A 17,840-nucleotide genomic window follows, 5' to 3' on the forward strand; every position below is an offset into this window, starting at 1 on the left:
CAGCACGTCGCGGCTCGCCTGTCGGTCTTGCGGCCTCGAGCTCGGACTCAATCGCGCCGAGCCCGGTCTGGATTTCGAAGGCGAAGGCCTGCTGGGCACGTTCGAGCTTCTCGGAGCTGCGACCGAAGCGGCGCGCTCCAGCTGCTTGACGATCCCATGAAGGTCGGCGATCCTCTCCTGGGCACGCTCGTTGAGTGTCGCCATCCGGACGATCTCGGCCTTGAGTGTTTCGCTCCGGAGTTGTTGCAGTTCGGCCTTCTCCGCCGCCATGGCGACGAACATCGCCTTGAGCGGATCGATTTCGTGGGGACGGGCCGAAGCGCTTCTCGTCATGACGCCGACAGGAGCTTGTTTTACACGGCCTGAAGCCCGCCTTTTGCGCCTGAGTCACTTCGCCACCGCCTTCCGGCCGGACGCCGTCGCCGTTCGGCTCGAACGCGCGTCCAGTCCATGCCTTCGACGAGCGCCATCAGTTTCGGCGCGGCAAGCCGATCACGCCGTTCTCCGCCAGCGGAACTTGTCCTCGTCCAGCGCTCACGGTGCGGGTATGCCGGCGTCGAGCAAACAGAGAGAAGTTTGGGGCCCAACCAGGACGGCCCCGTTACGAAGTTCGTCCTAGTCTAGTCCCGGTTTGAGTGTCGAATCTTCATCGATTGCATCGGCGACCAGCGTCCCCGCCGCCTGCGAGCCCGCAACTGCTCAGCAGAAGGAAGTGAACGTGAGTGCATCCATTTCGTAAATGTGTGTCTATCCAAGCAATCGATTTCTCTAATTATCCGATGAGGAATATGAAACGCGTCAGGCAGGGTGCATCATTAGGAGTATTTTCGATGGCAAACATTATCGAGGGTGGCCCGGGTTCCGAAACACTCCTCGGCACCAAGCTTGAAGATTGGATGGAGGGTTTCGGGGGCAATGACTGGATTGACGGTCGTGGCGGCAACGACGAGATCTCGGCTGGCGCGGGCAGTGACCGAGCCCTCGGCGGCGAGGGTAACGACCGCATCTTCGGCGGAGATGGCTGGGACGATCTCTCCGGCGACAACGGCCGCTTCAACGCGCGCATCTCCGGTGAGGACAATGACAGGCTCAGCGGCGGTCCCGGCCAGGATGTCGTCTACGTGGGTGACGGCCAGGACACGTTGACCGGGGGCACCGACAGTGACACGTTCGTGTTCCAGTTCCACAATCCGGTGCCTGGGGTCGTCCCGAGTGTCGGGTCGAAGCCGGACATTTCCACTATCACCGATTTCAACCCGGCGGAGGACAAGTTCGCCTTCGATGCGGTGGGCCTCTACAACGACGGTTTCGGCGCGAACTTCGTCAACAACGCCAGCATACAGTCCGGCTACCCGGTGAGCAGCTTCTACAGTGGTGCGGCCTCGGGTGCGAACGGCGAACACGTCGTGGTGATCACTGGCGAATCTTTCAACTCTGCTTCTGAAGCCGCGAGTGCGATCTCCGGCGAGCACGCCGGCGACATCATTGTCTACCAAAGCAGCTACACCGACAGAGTCGCAACTCTGGCCTATGTCACCGCCGACAACAGCGCGCATGAGTTCGTCCACCTGGGCGGTGTGGTCACCGTGGCCGACCTAGGCCTGACCGCGTCGGACTTCACCTTCGTTTGATCCAGAAAACCCATACGGAACAGCGCCCCGCCCCCCTGGGCGGGCGCTTTCCGTTTCCGCTACTTGCGATGGGCCGGGGCGCCCGGGAGCAGTCGCAGCGTGTACAGCTTGACGAAGCCCTGCACGTCGCGCTGGTCGTACACCGAAATCTCCCTGAAGGCGTGGAGGCGGAAGCCTGTTCGGGCCCTTGCGGCCGGCCACGATGACGTTGCCCTTCCAAACCTTCAGCCGGACGGTGTTGTTGTTGACCCGCTCCATTAGATGCCAAACCAAACATATTCGGCGGGAGCACTGATCCTGAATCAGCGAGCGGATGCAGTCGGTCGCCGCTCGGGGAGCAATATAGGGAGCTGGGTCGCCAGATCCTCACGGAGACCTACGTGAGTAACCATTCCTTGAAGGATTCAGCTTTGAGACCTTTCCCTCTGACTTCCGCTATTTGGGGAATTCTGTTGATCAGCGGCGTGGTCAACGTGCTTGCGCTGATCTCGCCGCTGTTCATGCTTCAGGTCTACGACCGCGTTCTGGCAAGTGGCAGCGTATCGACGCTAGTGGGGCTCGTCGTGCTTGCTGCAGGGCTTTATGCGTTCCAATGCCTGCTCGACGTTTTGCGCGCCCGCGTGCTGCTGCGGATTGGCGAGCGTTTCGATGAACAGTTTTCCGGACGCGTTCACGATGCGATCGTTCGCCTTCCGCTTTTAACGCGCATGCCGGGCGACGGCTTGCAGCCGCTTCGCGATCTCGACAATATTCGCGGATTCTTAGGTGGAAACGGTCCGACAGCGTTCTTCGATCTGCCATGGATGCTGCTTTATCTTGCCATTTGCTTCCTCTTTCATTTCTGGATCGGCATGACGGCACTTATCGGGGCGATCGGTCTCACATCTCTGACACTTCTTACCAACACTCTCTCGCAACGGCCGATACGCGAGACCATTGCCCACGACATGGTACGCAATGGCCTACTGCAAGCAGCGCGTTGCAATGCCGAGGTCGTGCAAGCTCTCGGTCTCGGAAAGCGGATCGCTGCCCGATGGCACAAGGCCAATGCCGAGTATCTGGCCGCCAACCGGAAAGCTGGGGACGTGGCAGGTGGGCTGGGTGGCATTGCAAAGTCGTTGCGCGTGCTGCTGCAATCGGCCATTCTTGCCGTCGGCGCGTACCTTGTCATCAGGCAGGAGGCTACGGCCGGGGTCATGATTGCCAGTTCGATCATGATGGGGCGTGCGCTGGCTCCGGTCGATCTGGCCATTTCAAGCTGGAAACCCTTCCTCATGGCGCGCCAGGGTTGGGCGCGGCTGGAGGACCTCCTGGGAACGGTTCCTGAAACCGCTTCTGTTATGCCAATGCCTGCACCTGAACGCGAACTCCGCCTCGAAGGCGTGACAATCGTTCCGCCCGGCGAAAGGAAGCCGACCGTGACCGGCCTTGCGTTTGCCGTTCAGGCGGGAAGCGCACTCGGGATCATCGGTGCATCGGGTTCGGGCAAGTCGACACTCTCGCGCGCCATCGTCGGCGCATGGACGCCGGTCGCCGGAAAGGTTCGCATCGACAGCGCAAGCCTCGATCAATGGGACCGGGAAGCGCTAGGCCGTCATATCGGCTATTTGCCGCAAGGTGTTGAACTGTTCGACGGCACCATTGCCGAAAACATCGCTCGTTTTGAAGATAATCCTGACCCTGAGGCTATTGTCACCGCGGCGAAAGCAGCGGGCACGCACGAACTGATCCTCCGATTTGAGCACGGCTACGAAACTCCGATTGGTGAGGCCGGATCGGCACTTTCCGCCGGGCAGCGCCAGCGTATCGGTCTTGCCCGTGCTCTTTATCGAGACCCTTTCCTTGTTGTGCTGGATGAACCCAATGCCAATCTCGATGCGGAAGGCGAGGCTGCGGTCGTCAAGGCGATCGCCTCCGTGCGCGGGCGCAAGGGCATTGCGGTTGTCGTCGCCCATCGGCCGAGCGCCATCCGCGCCGTGGATTTTGTGTTGGTCATGGAAGGTGGACGGCAGCGAGCATTCGGTGCGCGTGATGAAGCGCTTTCCAAAGTCTTGAAGAGGGCAGCGATGGCACCAGGCGCTGGCGTCAAGGCCATCGAGTCTACACAGGATAACGTGGGAGAGCGCGCTGACATGGAGGATCCCGGTGGCCGGCATTCATCAGAATAATGACGTTTCCAGCTCCATTCGCCGGCACCTGGTGGCGGGCCTTCTGGCGAGCGTGATCTTTGTTGGAGGAGCCGGAGCCTGGGCGGCCTTCACGAATCTCTCCGGTGCGGTTGTCGCGTCCGGACACTTTGTCGTCGATTCCTATGTGAAGAAGGTGCAGCACCCGACCGGCGGGGTGGTGGGAGAAATCCTGGTGAGCGAAGGTGATAAAGTAAAAGCCGGCGACATCCTCATGCGGCTCGACGCCACCCAGACGCGCGCCACTCTCGCTGTAGTCACCAAGCGGCTCGATGAGCTGGCCGCCAACCTGGCACGACTCGAAGCTGAGCGTGACGATCTGGCGGAGATCGCCTTCCCGGACTGGCTGCTCGCCCGCAGAGATGTTCCGGACGTAGCTTCGGCAGTACATGGCGAGACGCGGCTGTTCGAATTCCGCAGACAATCCCGCGACGGAAGGCAGGCGCAGCTAGCGGAACGCATCACTCAATATGAGCACGAGATCGAGGGGCTCAAGGCGCAGGAAATCGCTTGTGAGAAAAGCACCGAGATTCTCCAAAAGGAAATTGCTGCCCTGAGTGGGCTGCGCGACCAAGGCATTGTCTCGGACCAACGCTTGAACAGCCTGAAGACGCAGGTTGCCACTTTCGGCGGCGAACGCGGTGAGAAGATTGCACATCAGGCACAGACGGCAGCCCGCATAGCCGAAACGCGCCTGCAGATCCTGCAGATCGATCCGGATTTCAAGACGGAAGTCGGCCAGGAGCTCAGAGAGGTTCAGGCGCAGGTTGGGGAGTATGTTGAGCGCAAGGTGGCGGCTGAACAGGAACTGCGACGGATCGATATTGTCGCGCCGCAGTCAGGCGCCATTCAACAACTCGCAGTTCATACGGTCGGAGGAGTGATCACGCCCGCCGATCCGATTATGCTAATCGTGCCGGAAGGCGACGATCTTGCGCTTGAAGCACGAATCACCCCGAAGGACATCGACCAAATCCAGCTTGGTCACAAGGCCGTGCTGCGGATGTCAGCCTTCAATCTGAGGACCACGCCGGTATTGAACGGATATGTCAGCCGGATCGCAGCCGATCTGGCGACGGACGAAAAAAACGGCGTCTCGTATTACCTGGTGCGTCTGTCGGTTCCGCATGCGGAACTGACGAAGCTCAAGGACCTGACGCTCGTGCCCGGCATGCCGGCCGAAGCGATGATCCAGACGGGCGAGCGTACGGCGCTTTCTTATTTTGTGAAGCCGCTGTCGGACCAAATCAGTCGCGCATTCCATGAGGAATGAAAGTGATCCACAGAAATATTTTGTTGGTATTCTTGTTGGTTGTTACGCATGCATGAAAGTCATAACCGTCTGAAAACACAACCATGCGTTCCTCAGTTGGATTGCGCCTCTGACTCAGATACGTGGTTCCGCGGTCATTTTGCCCTTGCAAGTCGCCGCCCATTCAGTTCTTGGCCTCGAGCGCATTAAGATACCCATCATCGTACACAAAGGCTGGAAAAGAGTCCGGTGTCTTGAGCGATCCTAGGTCTGGAGACCTAGGGTGAGCCTGCAAGCACAGGGCCAGGACATGATTGAGCGTCTGCAATATTCGGACAGGTGCATAGAAAGACAGGCAGGCGCCAAAGACGCGCTTTCAACGCACTAAACCGATGCTGCGCACCCCGAGCGTCTTGCCGCCCTCGCTCCCGCCGGTAGGAATCAATCGCGAGCAGGCTGCGACGTTCATCGGCGTAAGCTCAACGACCTTTGATGAAATGGTCCAGGACGGCCGGATGCCGCAGCCACGAATGCCGAGCAAGGGGCGCATTGTTTGGGACGTCGAGGAACTTGTATTGGCGTTTCGAAAGCTCCCTCACCGCCAAATCGGAGGAGCACCAAAGCTTGACGAAGATTCGCCGCCACTAGACAATCCTTGGGATCGAAAACCACGAACATGACGGATGAGCCCGTGAAGGTCGCTCTTAAGGGCGTAGTGAAGGACACTGATCGCCACGGCAATGATCGGTACTATTTTCGCGCACCGGGTCGGAAGAAGGTCCGGCTCCGTGAACCGACCGGCAGCGACGAGTTCCTCGAGGAACTGCGGTGCGCGCGCGCCGAGGTCACTTATGTTCGGCCCGGCACTCTTCCCGAGATTTGCCGGCGCCTCCCCAAGCCTTCCGAGCCAGCGAAGAAAGGCACGTTGCTGTGGCTTTGCCAGGAGTATTACCGTCGGGGCGGCACGGAAATCACCCAAGACACTATGGCGCGCCGACGAGCAATTCTGGAGCGCGTATGCGAATTACCTCATCCCCTCGAAGGTGACCCGGATCCTCAGTATCCCACCAAGGGATCTCTGCCATTCGCCGGTATGAAACGGTCTCATGTTAAGGAGATCAGGGACACCAGGCTCGACGCCCTTGGCGCGGCAAACAATATCGTAAAAGCCATCAGCGCGATGTTTGAGTGGGCAAAGGACACAGAGATTCCGGGCGTCGACTCCAATCCCGCCCGCGGCATCAGACGGCTAAAGAGCGGCGACGGCTGGCACCCATGGGACGTGTCGGAGATCGTTCAATATGAGAAGCGGCATCCGCTGGGTACCGCAGCCAGACGTGCGCTCTCGATCTTCATGTTTACTGGCCTGCGGTTGTCCGACGTCGCGATCTTCGGTCGACAGCACATCACGCTCGTCTACAACGAGGAGACCGAGCAGTGGGAGAAGTGGATCAGAATTAAGCCTGGGAAGACCAGTCGTAACAAGGATGCGGTGTTGGTGGAGCTCCCGCTTCTGCCCGAACTAGAGGCGGAACTTGAGCACACGCCCTCCGACCAGATGACCTTCCTGGTCAATGAGTATGGTCGCCCGTTCTCGGAGAACGGTCTGGGCAACAAGATGCGCCAGTGGTGTGATCAAGCTGAGCTGCCGCACTGCAGTGCTCATGGAATTCGCAAGGCCGGCGCGACGATCGCCGCTGAGAACGGCGCGACGCACGAGCAGCTGAAGGCGATATATGGGTGGACTACGTACCAGCAGCCCGACCACTACATCAAGAAAGCGCGTCGCCGGAAGGTAGCGAGAGCGGCGAAATACCTGCTGGTTATCGATCGAAAAGAGAACAAAATTGTCCCACTTTCTGAGGGGGTTGAAAGAGGTGGGACAAAAATGGCCAAAAAATCCAATTAAATCAACGGCCACAAAAGCCAATGGTGGGCCCGGAGGGACTCGAACCCCCAACCAAGCGGTTATGAGCCGCCGGCTCTAACCATTGAGCTACAGGCCCCACGGCGCTGGATTAGTGTTTTTCCCTGAACCGCACAAGGCTTTCCGAGGGCTTTCCGAGCAGGCGTTCCAAGGGGGCTGGCAGAGATCGCCCAAATCAGCCCATATTGATAACCTATTGCACGTCGCCCATTGGACGCCGGCCAACACTCGGCTGTCTTGGGATCCCAGATCGAGGAGATTTCATGACCAGACGTATTTTGCCCCTGGCGATTGCCGCCGCAATCGCATTTCCGGCGATCGCGGCCGCCGCCGATTCGCCACCGCCGCCGCGTATCGTCGTCACCGGTGAAGGCGAGGCGGCGATAGCACCCGATCTGGCTCTGCTGACGCTCAGCGTCATGCGTGAAGCCAAGACGGCACGTGCAGCGCTCGATGCCAATAACGACGCGATGGCCGCAGTGATCGCTGCCATGAAATCGTCCGGCATCAAGGAGCGCGACCTGCAGACCGCGGGCATCCAGATCAATCCGCGCTATAACTACACCAACAAGCCCGACGGCAGCCAGGAGGCCGAGCTTGTCGCCTACCAGGTGACCAACACCCTTTCGGTGCGCATCCGCGACATCGACAAGACCGGCGACATTCTCGATAAGGCGGTGTCGCTCGGCGTCAACCAGGGCGGCGGCATCTCCTTCTCCAACGACGATCCGGCGGCAGCCGTCACCGAGGCGCGCAAGAAGGCCGTCGCCAATGCCATGGCCAAGGCCAAGACGCTGGCCGAAGCGGCCGGCGTCGGCATCGGCCGGGTCCTGGAAATCACCGACCAGAATTTCGCACCACCGCCGATGCCGATCAACGCCAAGGCATTCGATGCCGCCGGTGCGTCGGTCCCGGTGCAAGCCGGCGAAAATTCCTATACCGCACAGGTGACGGTGACTTTCGAATTGAAATGATCATCGCTTGCAGCATGAAAAACCCCGGAGGATCGATCCTCCAGGGTTTTTTGAGCCGCGCTTCCTGGCGGAAAGGCCCGGCTGCAAGTCAGCCGGCCGCAGGCCCGAAGACCTTAGCGATAGATGATCGGACAGCCGCGCTCGTTGGCGAATACGATCACGACGCGGTCGCCATACTGGCGGCCGGCGACCTTGACCGTGCGGCGGTTGATGTCGATGATGCGGGCGCGGTGCAGGCCCATGCGTTCGGCCTTGTCGATGGCACGCTCCGGCGAACAGGACCGGCGCCAGCCGCCATGACGCCGGTGTTCGCGATAGTAACCATCATCTTCGTCGCCGGTATAGACGCCGACGCGCGGATCCTGGTTGTTGCCGAAGCCGAGATAGATGCTGTCAGCATGAGCGGGGATGGCAGCAAGCGTGCCAAGGCCGACAAGAGCCGAAAGAGCCGCCGTCTTGATGGTGTTGAACATTGTCTTCTCTCCTTGTTGAGGGTTTCCACACGTTTTCGTCGAACCGATGGGAGGAGAATGCACCCGTCTGTCTGAATTTTTTGCGAACCGGCCGTTCATCTCCAGTTCATGAGGCAGAACCGGAATAGTCTCTCGCTTCTGGAACCGGTGTTATGGACGGCGGTGCTGCATAGGGTGGGCATGGTGGATGGACAACGTCCGTTTTGCCGTCGGTTCCGGATTCTCGATTTCGCGGTAAAATCCTAAGGCTCGTCCGCGAGCATATGGTCGAAATAGTCGTCCGGCTCGGCAAGGTCGGTCTCGCTGGCGCTGACCCGGCCGCGCATCGAGATGCCGGCCTCGTGCACGGTCTCGTCGCTTCCCGACACCAGCCTGTGCCACCAATAGAGATCGCGGCCCTCGGCCACTAGCCGGTAAGCGCAGGTCTTGGGCAGCCAGCTGATGGTGCGCACATTCTGCGGCGTCAGCCCGACGCAATCCGGAACACGCGCCAGCCGGTTGGCATAGTCGGAGCAGCGGCAGCTTCCAGCGTCGAACAGCCGGCAGCCGACGCTGGTCCAGTAGATCTCTCCGGTGTCCTCGTCTTCGAGTTTGGACAGGCAGCATTTGCCGCAGCCGTCGCAGAGTGATTCCCACTCGGCCGGGGTCATCGCCTCGAGCGTCTTGGTCTTCCAGAACGGCTTTTCCATCGTCGGCATGTGGCCCTCGGACGCTTCAAGGTCAAGCACGGCAACCGTGCACCCTCGTCCGAACGATACGCCGGGACAATACGCCGGAACATACGCCAGGACCATACGAATGACATGAAGTCGCCTTCAAAACGCCGGTCAATCGCCCTGTGCCACGGCTAGAACCTACAAACAGGAACCAAACATGGTTGCTGAAAGTTTGGGCAGGGATGGGACGCCACAAGGAGTGTTTATGATGAAACGCCAACCACGGATTCTGGCAGGCACGGCGCTTGGCCTGTTGATGGCGTCCGCGCCGCTAGGCGCGTTCCCGCTGCAAGGCAATGCCGCATTCAGCCCCGTGCAACGTACCGCAGCGCCGCTCATCCCAGTGCAATCGAGTTGCGCCGAGGGCGAGTCGGCGGAGGCCTGCGCGCAAAGCCAGCAGGCAGAGCAGCCCAGAAAGAAGAAGCGCGACCAGCAGCAGCAAACGGAATCCGCTCCGGCCGAGCAGGCGGCTCCAGCCGAGTCCGAGCAACCCCGCAAGAAGCGGCGCAATCAGCAGCAGCAAACAGAATCCGCTCCGGCCGAGCAGATCGCTCCGGCCGAGTCCGAGCAACCCCGCAAGAAGCGGCGCAATCGGCAGCAGATCGAAGCGGCCCCATCGGAACAACCGGCCGAGCAGGCAGCGCCGGCAAACGACAACCAGCCCAACGTCAATCCGCGCAAGAAGAAGCAAAAACAGAACCAGCAGATCGAGGCTGCCCCGGTAGAACAGGCTCCGACTGTCGAGCCCGGACAAAAGCCGGGCAAGCGCAAGAAGCCTGCTGAATTGACCGGACCCGCCACGGAGCCGGAAGGCCAGCCGGCGCCGACCAATAAGGAAGCGACCCCACAGACCCAACCGGCTCCGACCGAGCAGCAGGCCGCTCCCGTCCAGGGCGAACAGCCCCAGGACAAGATCAAGAAACGTGGTAAGAGGCCTGTCGGCGAACAGCCGGTGACAGGAGAGCAACAGCCCTCGACCGGCGAACAGCCTTCGACTGGCCAGGCCGCGCCTGTCCAGGGTGAAAATCCGGTCCAGGGTGAAGCCCAGGCCAATCCGAACGAGGCACCTGTTCTGGACAGCCAGAAAGATGTCTTGCGCAAGCGCAAGGGTGGCAAGGAGCGCGGCCAAAATGCCGGTAAGCAGCAGGGCAACCAGCCCGCCCAGCAGGGCGAGAACCAGGTGGAAGCCCCGAAGCCGGCTCCGGTCGATCAGGGGCCGCCACCCACCGACGACCGGGCAGCCCAGCGGGAGATCAAGCCTGAAAAGATCGTTCCGGTGACCGAGGAAAAAGGCAAGCGCGTCGAGCGTGCGCCGGACATTGAGGATGTTCGTCGTCGTCCGCGCCCCCAGGGTGCCAACGTCCTCAGGGAATTCGGCGACCGCGTCATCCTCCAGTTCAACAACCAGACGTTCGTCGAAAGCAGCGATGCACCGCGCATGCACCGCGGCGCCAGGAATGTCTATTATGAGGACTTGTCGGGCGATCGCACCCGGGAAATCGTCGAGCGTGACAATGGTGTCCGGATCGTCACCATCCGCAACCGCTACGGCGACGTCATCCAGCGTTCACGCATCGCGCCCGACGGCCGCGAATATGTGCTGAGCTATGTCGACGAGCGGAACTATGACGATGATGCAGACTGGCGCGACCCGGGCGACGACCTGCCGCCGATGCGCCTTACCATCCCGCGAGAGGAATACATTCTGGATTCCGAAGAGGTCGAGGATCCGGACGACTACTACACCTTCCTCGAACGGCCGCCGGTCGAGAGGGTCCAGCGCCTCTATTCGATCGACGAGGTCAAGCGCTCGGCCCGCGTGCGCGACATCGCCCGCCGCATCGACCTCGACACGCTCAACTTCGAATTCGGTTCGGCCTCGATTTCCGACACCGAGGTCCAGAAGCTGGAGGGTGTTGCCAACGCCATGGACAAGCTGCTGAAGAAAAACCCGGCCGAGAGCTTCCTGATCGAGGGCCATACCGACGCTGTCGGCACACCGGAAGCGAACCTTGCTCTGTCCGACCGCCGCGCCGAGGCGGTCGCCGAAGCCTTGACCAACGCCTTTGGCATCCCGCCGGAGAACCTGACGACGCAGGGCTATGGCGAGGAGTATCTCAAGGTCAACACGTCGGGACCCAACCGCGAGAACCGCCGCGTCGCCATCCGCCGGATTACCCCCCTGGTAGCGCCGGTGGCCAGCGCCCAATAAACCGCAATGTGAACCGCGCGATTTGATCAACCATTGAATCGCGCGGTCATCAATCTTGAAACGCGCGGTTACCCATCCCAGATTCTGGAAAGGGCGTTCCCTGCCCTGTCCCGACTCCAGCGGGACACACGAGCCCCGCCGGTTCCCCTCCCCGGCGGGGTTTCGTTTTTTTGCAACCTTGCAAACCGCCGCAGCCTGCCCGAAATACGGCACTCCGACAACGGAGCCCGTATCGCCGCATGAAGCGCCTCGAACTCGCCATCGAATCGATCATTCTCGCCTCGCGCTGGCTGCTGGTCGCCTTCTATCTCGGACTGGGTGCGGCACTTGCCATCTATGCCGTGTCCTTCGGCAAGAAGCTGTTCGAGTTCGTCTCCGTCGCCTTCACGCTCGATGACACCGACACCATCCTGAAAATACTCGGCCTCATCGATGCCGCGCTGGTCGCCTCACTGGTGGTGATGGTGATCATCTCGGGTTACGAAAACTTCGTCAGCCGCTTCGATGAAAATGACGGCAAGGTGCATTGGCTGGGCACGATCGATGTCGGCTCGCTGAAGGTCAAGGTCGCCTCGACAATCGTAGCGATCTCCTCGATCCACCTCTTGCAGGTGTTCCTGAACTCGGTCTCCTACACGACCGACCAGCTGATGTGGCTGACCATCATTCATCTGGCCTTCGTTCTGTCGGCACTGATGCTTGCCTATATCGACCGGCTGATGGGTCTTGGCAAAGCCAAGAAAGCCGAGGAGTGAGCACGCGTCTGTGCCGGTCTTTTGAGAGATACTTCTGTAGCGAGATACTTTCCGTCAGTAGATACCTTTGATTTTGGTATCCGACCGGCCGAACACCTCGTCCGGCACAAAAAAGTCGCCGGCGAGCGGGCCTGTCGCACCCGGCGCATAGGCCGAGAAATCGCTGACGCCCTCAGCGCGCAGCACTTCTTCGTCAATGTAGAAATTGCCGGTCGCCTCACGCGACGGCCTGACCAGGATGGCGTATGCCGCATCGGCCATGATGTCGGGCGAACGGCTCATCGCCGCCACCGTCGCCCCGCCCAGGAGGTTACGCACCGCCGCCGTGTCGATGGTCGAGATCGGCCATAGCGAATTGACCGCAATGCCGTCCCTGGCGAACTCGGCGCTCATGCCCAGCGTGCACATCGACATGCCGAACTTTGCCATCGTGTAGGCGACATGGTTCTTGAACCACTGGGCCCTCATGTCAAGCGGCGGCGCCAGATTCAAGATGTGAGGATTTTCCGCCAACCTCAAGTGCGGAATGCACATTTTGGAGACGAGAAAAGTGCCGCGCGTGTTGATCTGGTGCATCAGATCGTAGCGCTTCATATCAGTCTCCAGCGTGCCGGTGAGTTGGATGGCACTGGCGTTGTTGACGCAGATATCGATGCCGCCGAACCTCTCCACGGTCTTGGCGACCGCTTCGGCGACCTGTTCTTCATCCCGAATGTCGCACAGCACCGGCAGCGCCTTGCCGCCGGCCTGCTCGATCTCGTGCGCCGCCGTGTAGATCGTCCCGGGCAGCTTCGGATGCGGCTCGGCGGTCTTGGCCGCGATCGTCACATTGGCGCCATCGCGCGCGGCGCGCAGCGCAATCGCCAGCCCGATGCCGCGCGACCCGCCGGAGATGAAAAGCGTCTTTCCCTTGAGCGACATCCTTGCGCCTTCCTTCAACATGAAAGACACGATCCTTGCGCGGCTGAGAACCGCCGCGCAAGGCCCAACACACCGGATGCGGGTTACGCTGCGTCGGCCTTGAGACAATCTGAGCTAGACCAGCACCAGGCCCTGCCGCATGGCGATGGCGATCGCATCGGTGCGGTTGGCGGCACCGAGCTTCGTCAGGATCGCTGCGACATGGAACTTCGCCGTATGCACGGAGATGTTCAGCCGCCGCGCGATGACCTTGTTGGGGGCGCCCTCGGCCAGCAGCGCCAGCACTTCGCTCTCGCGCGGCGAAAGCGTCGGCCGGACGATCTGCTCGTCGGTCAGTTCCTCTTCGAACCGGTCGCTGTCATGGAAGATCAAATCGTGATGCCGATCGGATAGAACATGGCTGTCGCGCGAAATCCGGTAGCCCGCAGCCGCGAGCCGCGCGGCGGCGGCGATCAGCAACTCGTCCGCTTGCACCGGCAGCACGGCAAACACTGTATCGGCCGGCCGTTCGCGGGCCGCTCGCGACGATAGCAGCACGCGAGGCATAGCCGCGTCGACGAGCCCGCCTTGTAGCCCATGATCATCGACGATGGCGACATCCGCCGCCTCACGCCCGTCGACTTCGCCGGCCAGAACCGGCCGCAGATCATCGGTCGCGGCGAGAACGGCGGACAGACTTCGCGCGCGCTCGACGTCACCGAGCGCGATCAGCACCGTCAGCCGTCTGCCAGCGACCTCACCGCTTACCATCTATCCCTCAGCTCAGTGGCTTTTCACCGATGGTCAGGGAAACCTCACGGTTCTCGCCGCCGCGCACCACGCCGAGTGTCACCAAGGCACCGGCGCTGTCCGGCCCGAGCTTGCGGATCAGCTCGCGCGGGCCATGCACCGTCTCTGCGTTCCACGACACGATGATGTCGCCGAGACTGAGACCGGCTGATTTCGCCGGCCCGTTATCGTCGAGGCTCATCACCATGGCGCCCTGGGTATCACCATTGCGGACCGGATGCAGGCCGGCGCCAAGATAGCCGCGCGCCACATGACCCTTCTCGCGCAGCGTCGTGACTGCCCGCTCGATCGTTTCGTAAGGCATGACCAGCGCCCGCCGGCGTGGCCCGAACAGCAGCATGCCGATCAGTCCACCCTTGGCGTCGAGCACAGGGCCACCCTCGAAACGGCCGCCGGCATTGACGGCAAGGTTGATGCGCCGGTCGATCGTGCCGCCGCGCATTGAACGCCAGGCCGGGCCGACCTCGCCGACCGTGCCGAAGGTAGCGAGCGAGGTGCCGTCGCTATTGCCCGCCACGACCGCCAGGTTGCCCGGCCGCACCGCATCCGCCTTTACCAGTGACGGGGCGCCCGGCGCGCCGGCCGGTTTCAAAACGGCCGTGCCGGTGGACGGGTCGCGGCCGACCAGTTCCGCCTTGACGGCTTCGCCCGAAGAAAACGTCAGCTCGATCTCCTCGCCGGCCTCGACCGCCTCCTCGGCAGTGACGAAATAGCCGTCCCGCCAGTGGAAAGCAGTTGACGTCCGGTGGTGGGTCGCGAAGCTGGCCGTCGCTGGTGCCGCGGCTGCCGCGATGTCGGCAATGGCGTCGGAAAACGTGCTCAGATTGAAATCGCTCATGATCTGTCTCCTGGGTTCTTCGTGACCCAGATATCGCCCGGCAGGACGTTGGCGGATACTCGCCTGACGGCTAGTTTGGGCATGTGACTGGCCATCTGGTCAGGTCGCGGCCGGTCCGGCCGCTCCGCACATATAGGCATTGTTCATCTTGTTCCAAACGGAGCCCTCGGATGGCCCTGCCCGCCCAGCAATTGCAATATGACGATGCCCTTCTCGATGCCTATTCGGCGACGGTCGCCGATGCCGTCGACCGCATCGGGCCCGCCGTCTGCCGCATCGAGCGCATCGGTGGCCCGGGCGGCCATGGCTCCGGCTTCGTCATCGCGCAGGACGGGCTGGTCGTCACCAACTTCCACGTCGTCGGCGATGCGCGCAGCGTGCGCGTATCAATGCCGGATGGCGCCTCCAGGGAAGGCCGCGTGCTCGGCCGCGATCCCGACACCGACATTGCGCTGGTGCGCGCCGACGGCAACTTTGCCGACGTCGCGCCGCTTGGCGATTCCAAGCGATTGAGGCGCGGCCAGATTGCTATTGCCATCGGCAATCCGCTCGGCTTCGAATGGACCGTCACCACTGGCGTCGTCTCGGCACTCGGCCGCTCGATGCGTGCCTCCACCGGCCGGCTGATCGACGACGTCATCCAGACCGACGCCGCGCTCAACCCCGGCAATTCCGGCGGACCGCTGGTGTCCTCGGCTGGCGAGGTGATCGGCGTTAACACCGCGATGATCCACGGTGCGCAAGGCATCGCCTTCGCGGTTGCCTCCAACACCGCCAATTTCGTCATCTCGGAAATCATCCGCTTCGGCCGTGTGCGCCGTGCCTTCATCGGCGTTTCCGCCGACACCACCAACCTGCCGCGCCGCGCAGCCCTTTTGTCGCAAGTATCGAGCAGCACGGCGGTGCGCCTGCGCACCGTCGAAAAGAACAGCCCGGCGGCCAAAGCCGGCCTCAGGGAAGGCGACATTATTGCCGCCATCGACGGCCGTCCGGTCACCGGCGTCGACGATCTGGTGCGCATGCTCGACGCCGAGCGAATCGGCCGCGAGACACTGTGCACGGTGGTGCGCCGCTCCGGCATTACTCAGGTCACCGTGATGCCGTTGGCGCGGGCGAGTTAGCGCGCCGCAGCACCCTGCGCATATTGCGCCATAAATTCTGGGCTCGGCGGGATCGGCCTGATCACGTCGATCAGCACGCCATTGGGATCCCTGGTGATGAAATGGCGCTGGCCGAAGGGTTCGTCGCGTAGCGTCCGCAGGATCGGCAGGCCAGCGGCGGTGATCCGCTTATAGATGGCATCCGGATCCCTGACCTCGAAATTGATCAGCAGGCCAGATGTGCGGCCCCGCCCTTCCTCCGGGATCGTCTCATGATCGCCCTGGACGATGCCGAGGTTGACGCGACGGTCTTCGGCCGAGCGCAGATGCACGTACCAGTCGGCCTCAAACAGCGGCTTGAAGCCGAAATGCGCAACATAAAAGGCTGCCGTGCCGGCAACGTCGCTCGTCATCAGCACCGGATAATAGCTCGTCGTCCTCATCTTTCCTTCTCCCGGCAAATAACATACAGTCTGCAGGTAAATGGAATTAACATACAGGCTGCATGTATGCAACAAGGATCCGCTCGTCGCTCCAACCGTGATCGCACCGCCGCGACTCGCGCCGAGCTCATCGCCGCGGCTCGCAAACTGTTCACCGAAAAGTCCTATGCCGAGACCGGCACACCCGAGATCGCCGCCGCTGCCGGCGTCACGCGCGGCGCGCTCTATCATCACTTTGCCGACAAGCAGGCGTTGTTTGCCGCTGTGGTCGAACAGGAGGCGCAAGCCGTCTCGGAAGAGATCGAACGCGCGTCGCCGCCTTCGCTATTTGCCCGCGATGCGCTGATTGCCGGCTCGGATGCCTATCTGGCTGCCATGCGTGCGCCCGGCCGTACGCGGCTCTTGCTGCTTGATGGCCCGGCCGTGCTGGGCCGCGCCGCCATGGATGCGATCGACAATCGCCATGGCAACCGTTCGCTGCGCGAAGGCCTTGTTGCCGCGATGCGCTCGCACTCCATGACGAGACTGCCTGTGGAAGCACTGACCGCTTTGCTCGCAGCCGCCTTCGACCGCGCAGCGCTCGCCATCGAAACTGGAGCATCGATCGAGGACTATCGCGCCGTTCTCATGGCGCTGATCGACGGCCTGTCTCCGGCTGCTCCTCAGGTATCTCACCCGGTTCGAACTCGTTGAAACAGCCTAGCTGGCGCTTGAACTGGTCGATCAGCCAGGCGGCCGCCGGTTTCGGGCTGCGATCGGCGCGGTGCATGGCATAGAGCGGCGAGCGGACTTCGCTGTAAGGCTCGAGATCGAGTTCGACGAGCCGGCCGGTCGCCAGATCATCGGCAATCAGCCATCGCGGCAGCCCGCCCCAGCCCAGCCCCTCGCGCATCAGCACGTGCTTGGTGCGCACATCCGTCAGCCGCCAGGTGCGGTAGGCGAAGACGCCATAGTCACGCCCGCGCGTACGCTCGGACTGGTCCGAGACGACCAGTTGGATGTGTTCGCGGACATCCTCTAGCGCCACTGGTCTCGGCAGCAGCGCCAGGGGGTGATCAGGCGCTGCGGCTGGCACCAGGGAGAAGAAGCCGATGCGAAGCAGATTCACGTCCGTCTCACCCAGAAGCCCCCCGATGCCGAGATCGGCCTGTCCGCCGACAACATGATCGAGGATAAGGCCAAGCGAGCCGATATGGAGACGCAGCGTCACGGCCGGGAACTGCGCCTCGAATGCCTTTAGCACCCGAACCAGAACCGGCGACGGTAGCGTCACGTCGACCGACAGCGTAACTTCCGCCTCCAATCCCTGCCGGTATCCGTCGACACGCGAGCGGATGCGTTGCAGCACGCCGACCATGCGCCGCGCATCTTCCAGCGTCGCCTTGCCGACATCGGTCAGTTGCGGTTCACGCGTGCCCTCGCGCTCGAACAGCTTCAGCCCGAGCTGCGCTTCGAGGTTGGCGATGGCGTAGCTGATCACCGATTGCGCGCGATTCAATTTGCGCCCGGCGGCCGAGAAGCTGCCGGTCTCGGCCACCGCAACCAGGATCTGCAGTTGGTCAAGCGTCGGGTTCGGTTGCATCGTTCAATCCACATTTTAGATGGATAATATACAAAATACAC

At 61.8% G+C, this 17,840-nt stretch carries 17 protein-coding genes and 1 tRNA gene; 10 read left to right on the plus strand and 8 right to left on the minus strand.

Annotation, left to right across the window (positions count from 1 at the left end; genetic code table 11):
- The first annotated feature begins 156 nt into the window (after positions 1-156).
- From X773_RS78220 to X773_RS0138385, 5 genes are all read left to right on the plus strand, one after another.
- Positions 157-366, plus strand: coding sequence for a hypothetical protein (locus tag X773_RS78220; protein WP_023678271.1), 210 nt, complete (start codon positions 157-159; stop codon positions 364-366).
- A gap of 464 nt (positions 367-830) precedes the next feature.
- The gene (locus X773_RS61655) at positions 831-1,631 is read left to right on the plus strand and encodes a nodulation protein NodO (protein ID WP_023678272.1); all 801 of its coding nucleotides are present in this window, start codon (positions 831-833) and stop codon (positions 1,629-1,631) included.
- A gap of 395 nt (positions 1,632-2,026) precedes the next feature.
- A complete protein-coding gene (locus tag X773_RS61660; RefSeq protein WP_245274754.1) occupies positions 2,027-3,799 on the plus strand; it encodes a type I secretion system permease/ATPase in 1,773 nt (590 codons plus the stop codon).
- Positions 3,777-5,090, plus strand: a complete 1,314-nt coding sequence (locus X773_RS61665; protein ID WP_023678274.1) for an HlyD family type I secretion periplasmic adaptor subunit — start codon at positions 3,777-3,779, stop codon at positions 5,088-5,090. Before X773_RS61660 ends, X773_RS61665 begins: the two co-directional genes overlap by 23 nt.
- 670 nt (positions 5,091-5,760) lie before the next feature.
- A complete protein-coding gene (locus X773_RS0138385) occupies positions 5,761-6,978 on the plus strand; it encodes a tyrosine-type recombinase/integrase (RefSeq protein ID WP_245274750.1) in 1,218 nt (405 codons plus the stop codon).
- A gap of 21 nt (positions 6,979-6,999) precedes the next feature.
- On the opposite strand, the gene X773_RS61670 is transcribed toward X773_RS0138385, so the two are convergent.
- Positions 7,000-7,075, minus strand: a tRNA-Ile gene (locus tag X773_RS61670).
- Positions 7,076-7,259: 184 nt separating this feature from the next.
- Here X773_RS61670 and X773_RS61675 point away from each other — a divergent pair.
- Positions 7,260-7,970 (plus strand): SIMPL domain-containing protein, encoded by a 711-nt coding sequence (locus tag X773_RS61675; protein WP_023678276.1) that lies wholly within the window; start codon positions 7,260-7,262, stop codon positions 7,968-7,970.
- A gap of 113 nt (positions 7,971-8,083) precedes the next feature.
- Here X773_RS61675 and X773_RS61680 read toward each other — a convergent pair whose 3' ends face one another.
- Together X773_RS61680 and X773_RS61685 are read right to left on the minus strand one after the other, a co-directional pair.
- The gene (locus X773_RS61680) at positions 8,084-8,443 is read right to left on the minus strand and encodes a hypothetical protein (protein WP_023678277.1); all 360 of its coding nucleotides are present in this window, start codon (positions 8,441-8,443) and stop codon (positions 8,084-8,086) included.
- A 242-nt stretch (positions 8,444-8,685) separates the two neighbouring features.
- A complete protein-coding gene (locus X773_RS61685) occupies positions 8,686-9,132 on the minus strand; it encodes a YcgN family cysteine cluster protein (protein WP_023678278.1) in 447 nt (148 codons plus the stop codon).
- Positions 9,133-9,367: 235 nt separating this feature from the next.
- On the opposite strand from X773_RS61685, the gene X773_RS61690 reads away from it, so the two are divergent.
- Both X773_RS61690 and X773_RS61695 read left to right on the plus strand, forming a co-directional pair.
- Positions 9,368-11,371: an OmpA family protein gene (locus tag X773_RS61690; RefSeq protein WP_023678279.1), complete on the plus strand. Its 2,004-nt coding sequence runs from the start codon at positions 9,368-9,370 to the stop codon at positions 11,369-11,371.
- 239 nt (positions 11,372-11,610) lie between these two features.
- A complete protein-coding gene (locus X773_RS61695) occupies positions 11,611-12,126 on the plus strand; it encodes a TIGR00645 family protein (RefSeq protein WP_023678280.1) in 516 nt (171 codons plus the stop codon).
- 54 nt (positions 12,127-12,180) lie between these two features.
- On the opposite strand, the gene X773_RS61700 is transcribed toward X773_RS61695, so the two are convergent.
- The 3 genes from X773_RS61700 to X773_RS61710 form a co-directional block, all read right to left on the minus strand.
- Positions 12,181-13,047: an NAD(P)-dependent oxidoreductase gene (locus tag X773_RS61700; protein WP_023678281.1), complete on the minus strand. Its 867-nt coding sequence runs from the start codon at positions 13,045-13,047 to the stop codon at positions 12,181-12,183.
- A gap of 114 nt (positions 13,048-13,161) precedes the next feature.
- The gene (locus X773_RS61705) at positions 13,162-13,797 is read right to left on the minus strand and encodes a helix-turn-helix transcriptional regulator (RefSeq protein ID WP_023678282.1); all 636 of its coding nucleotides are present in this window, start codon (positions 13,795-13,797) and stop codon (positions 13,162-13,164) included.
- Between the two features lie 7 nt (positions 13,798-13,804).
- Complete coding sequence (locus tag X773_RS61710; RefSeq protein ID WP_023678283.1) at positions 13,805-14,674, minus strand: S1C family serine protease; 870 nt, start codon at positions 14,672-14,674, stop codon at positions 13,805-13,807.
- Positions 14,675-14,844: 170 nt separating this feature from the next.
- Between X773_RS61710 and X773_RS61715 the strand changes: the two genes are divergently transcribed.
- Positions 14,845-15,795, plus strand: coding sequence for a trypsin-like peptidase domain-containing protein (locus X773_RS61715; RefSeq protein WP_023678284.1), 951 nt, complete (start codon positions 14,845-14,847; stop codon positions 15,793-15,795).
- Here the strand turns inward: X773_RS61715 and X773_RS61720 are convergent.
- On the minus strand, positions 15,792-16,217 hold the full coding sequence (locus tag X773_RS61720) for a VOC family protein (protein ID WP_023678285.1): 426 nt from the start codon (positions 16,215-16,217) through the stop codon (positions 15,792-15,794). The two genes, X773_RS61715 and X773_RS61720, sit on opposite strands and share 4 nt — an antisense overlap.
- Positions 16,218-16,283: 66 nt before the next feature.
- On the opposite strand from X773_RS61720, the gene X773_RS61725 reads away from it, so the two are divergent.
- Positions 16,284-16,910: a TetR/AcrR family transcriptional regulator gene (locus X773_RS61725; protein ID WP_023678286.1), complete on the plus strand. Its 627-nt coding sequence runs from the start codon at positions 16,284-16,286 to the stop codon at positions 16,908-16,910.
- Here X773_RS61725 and X773_RS61730 read toward each other — a convergent pair.
- Positions 16,843-17,799, minus strand: coding sequence for a LysR family transcriptional regulator (locus tag X773_RS61730; protein ID WP_023678287.1), 957 nt, complete (start codon positions 17,797-17,799; stop codon positions 16,843-16,845). The genes X773_RS61725 and X773_RS61730 overlap by 68 nt on opposite strands.
- Positions 17,800-17,840 lie beyond the last annotated feature (41 nt).

The sequence above is a fragment of the Mesorhizobium sp. LSJC280B00 genome, assembly GCF_000502835.1.
In the GTDB taxonomy this organism is placed as follows: domain Bacteria; phylum Pseudomonadota; class Alphaproteobacteria; order Rhizobiales; family Rhizobiaceae; genus Mesorhizobium.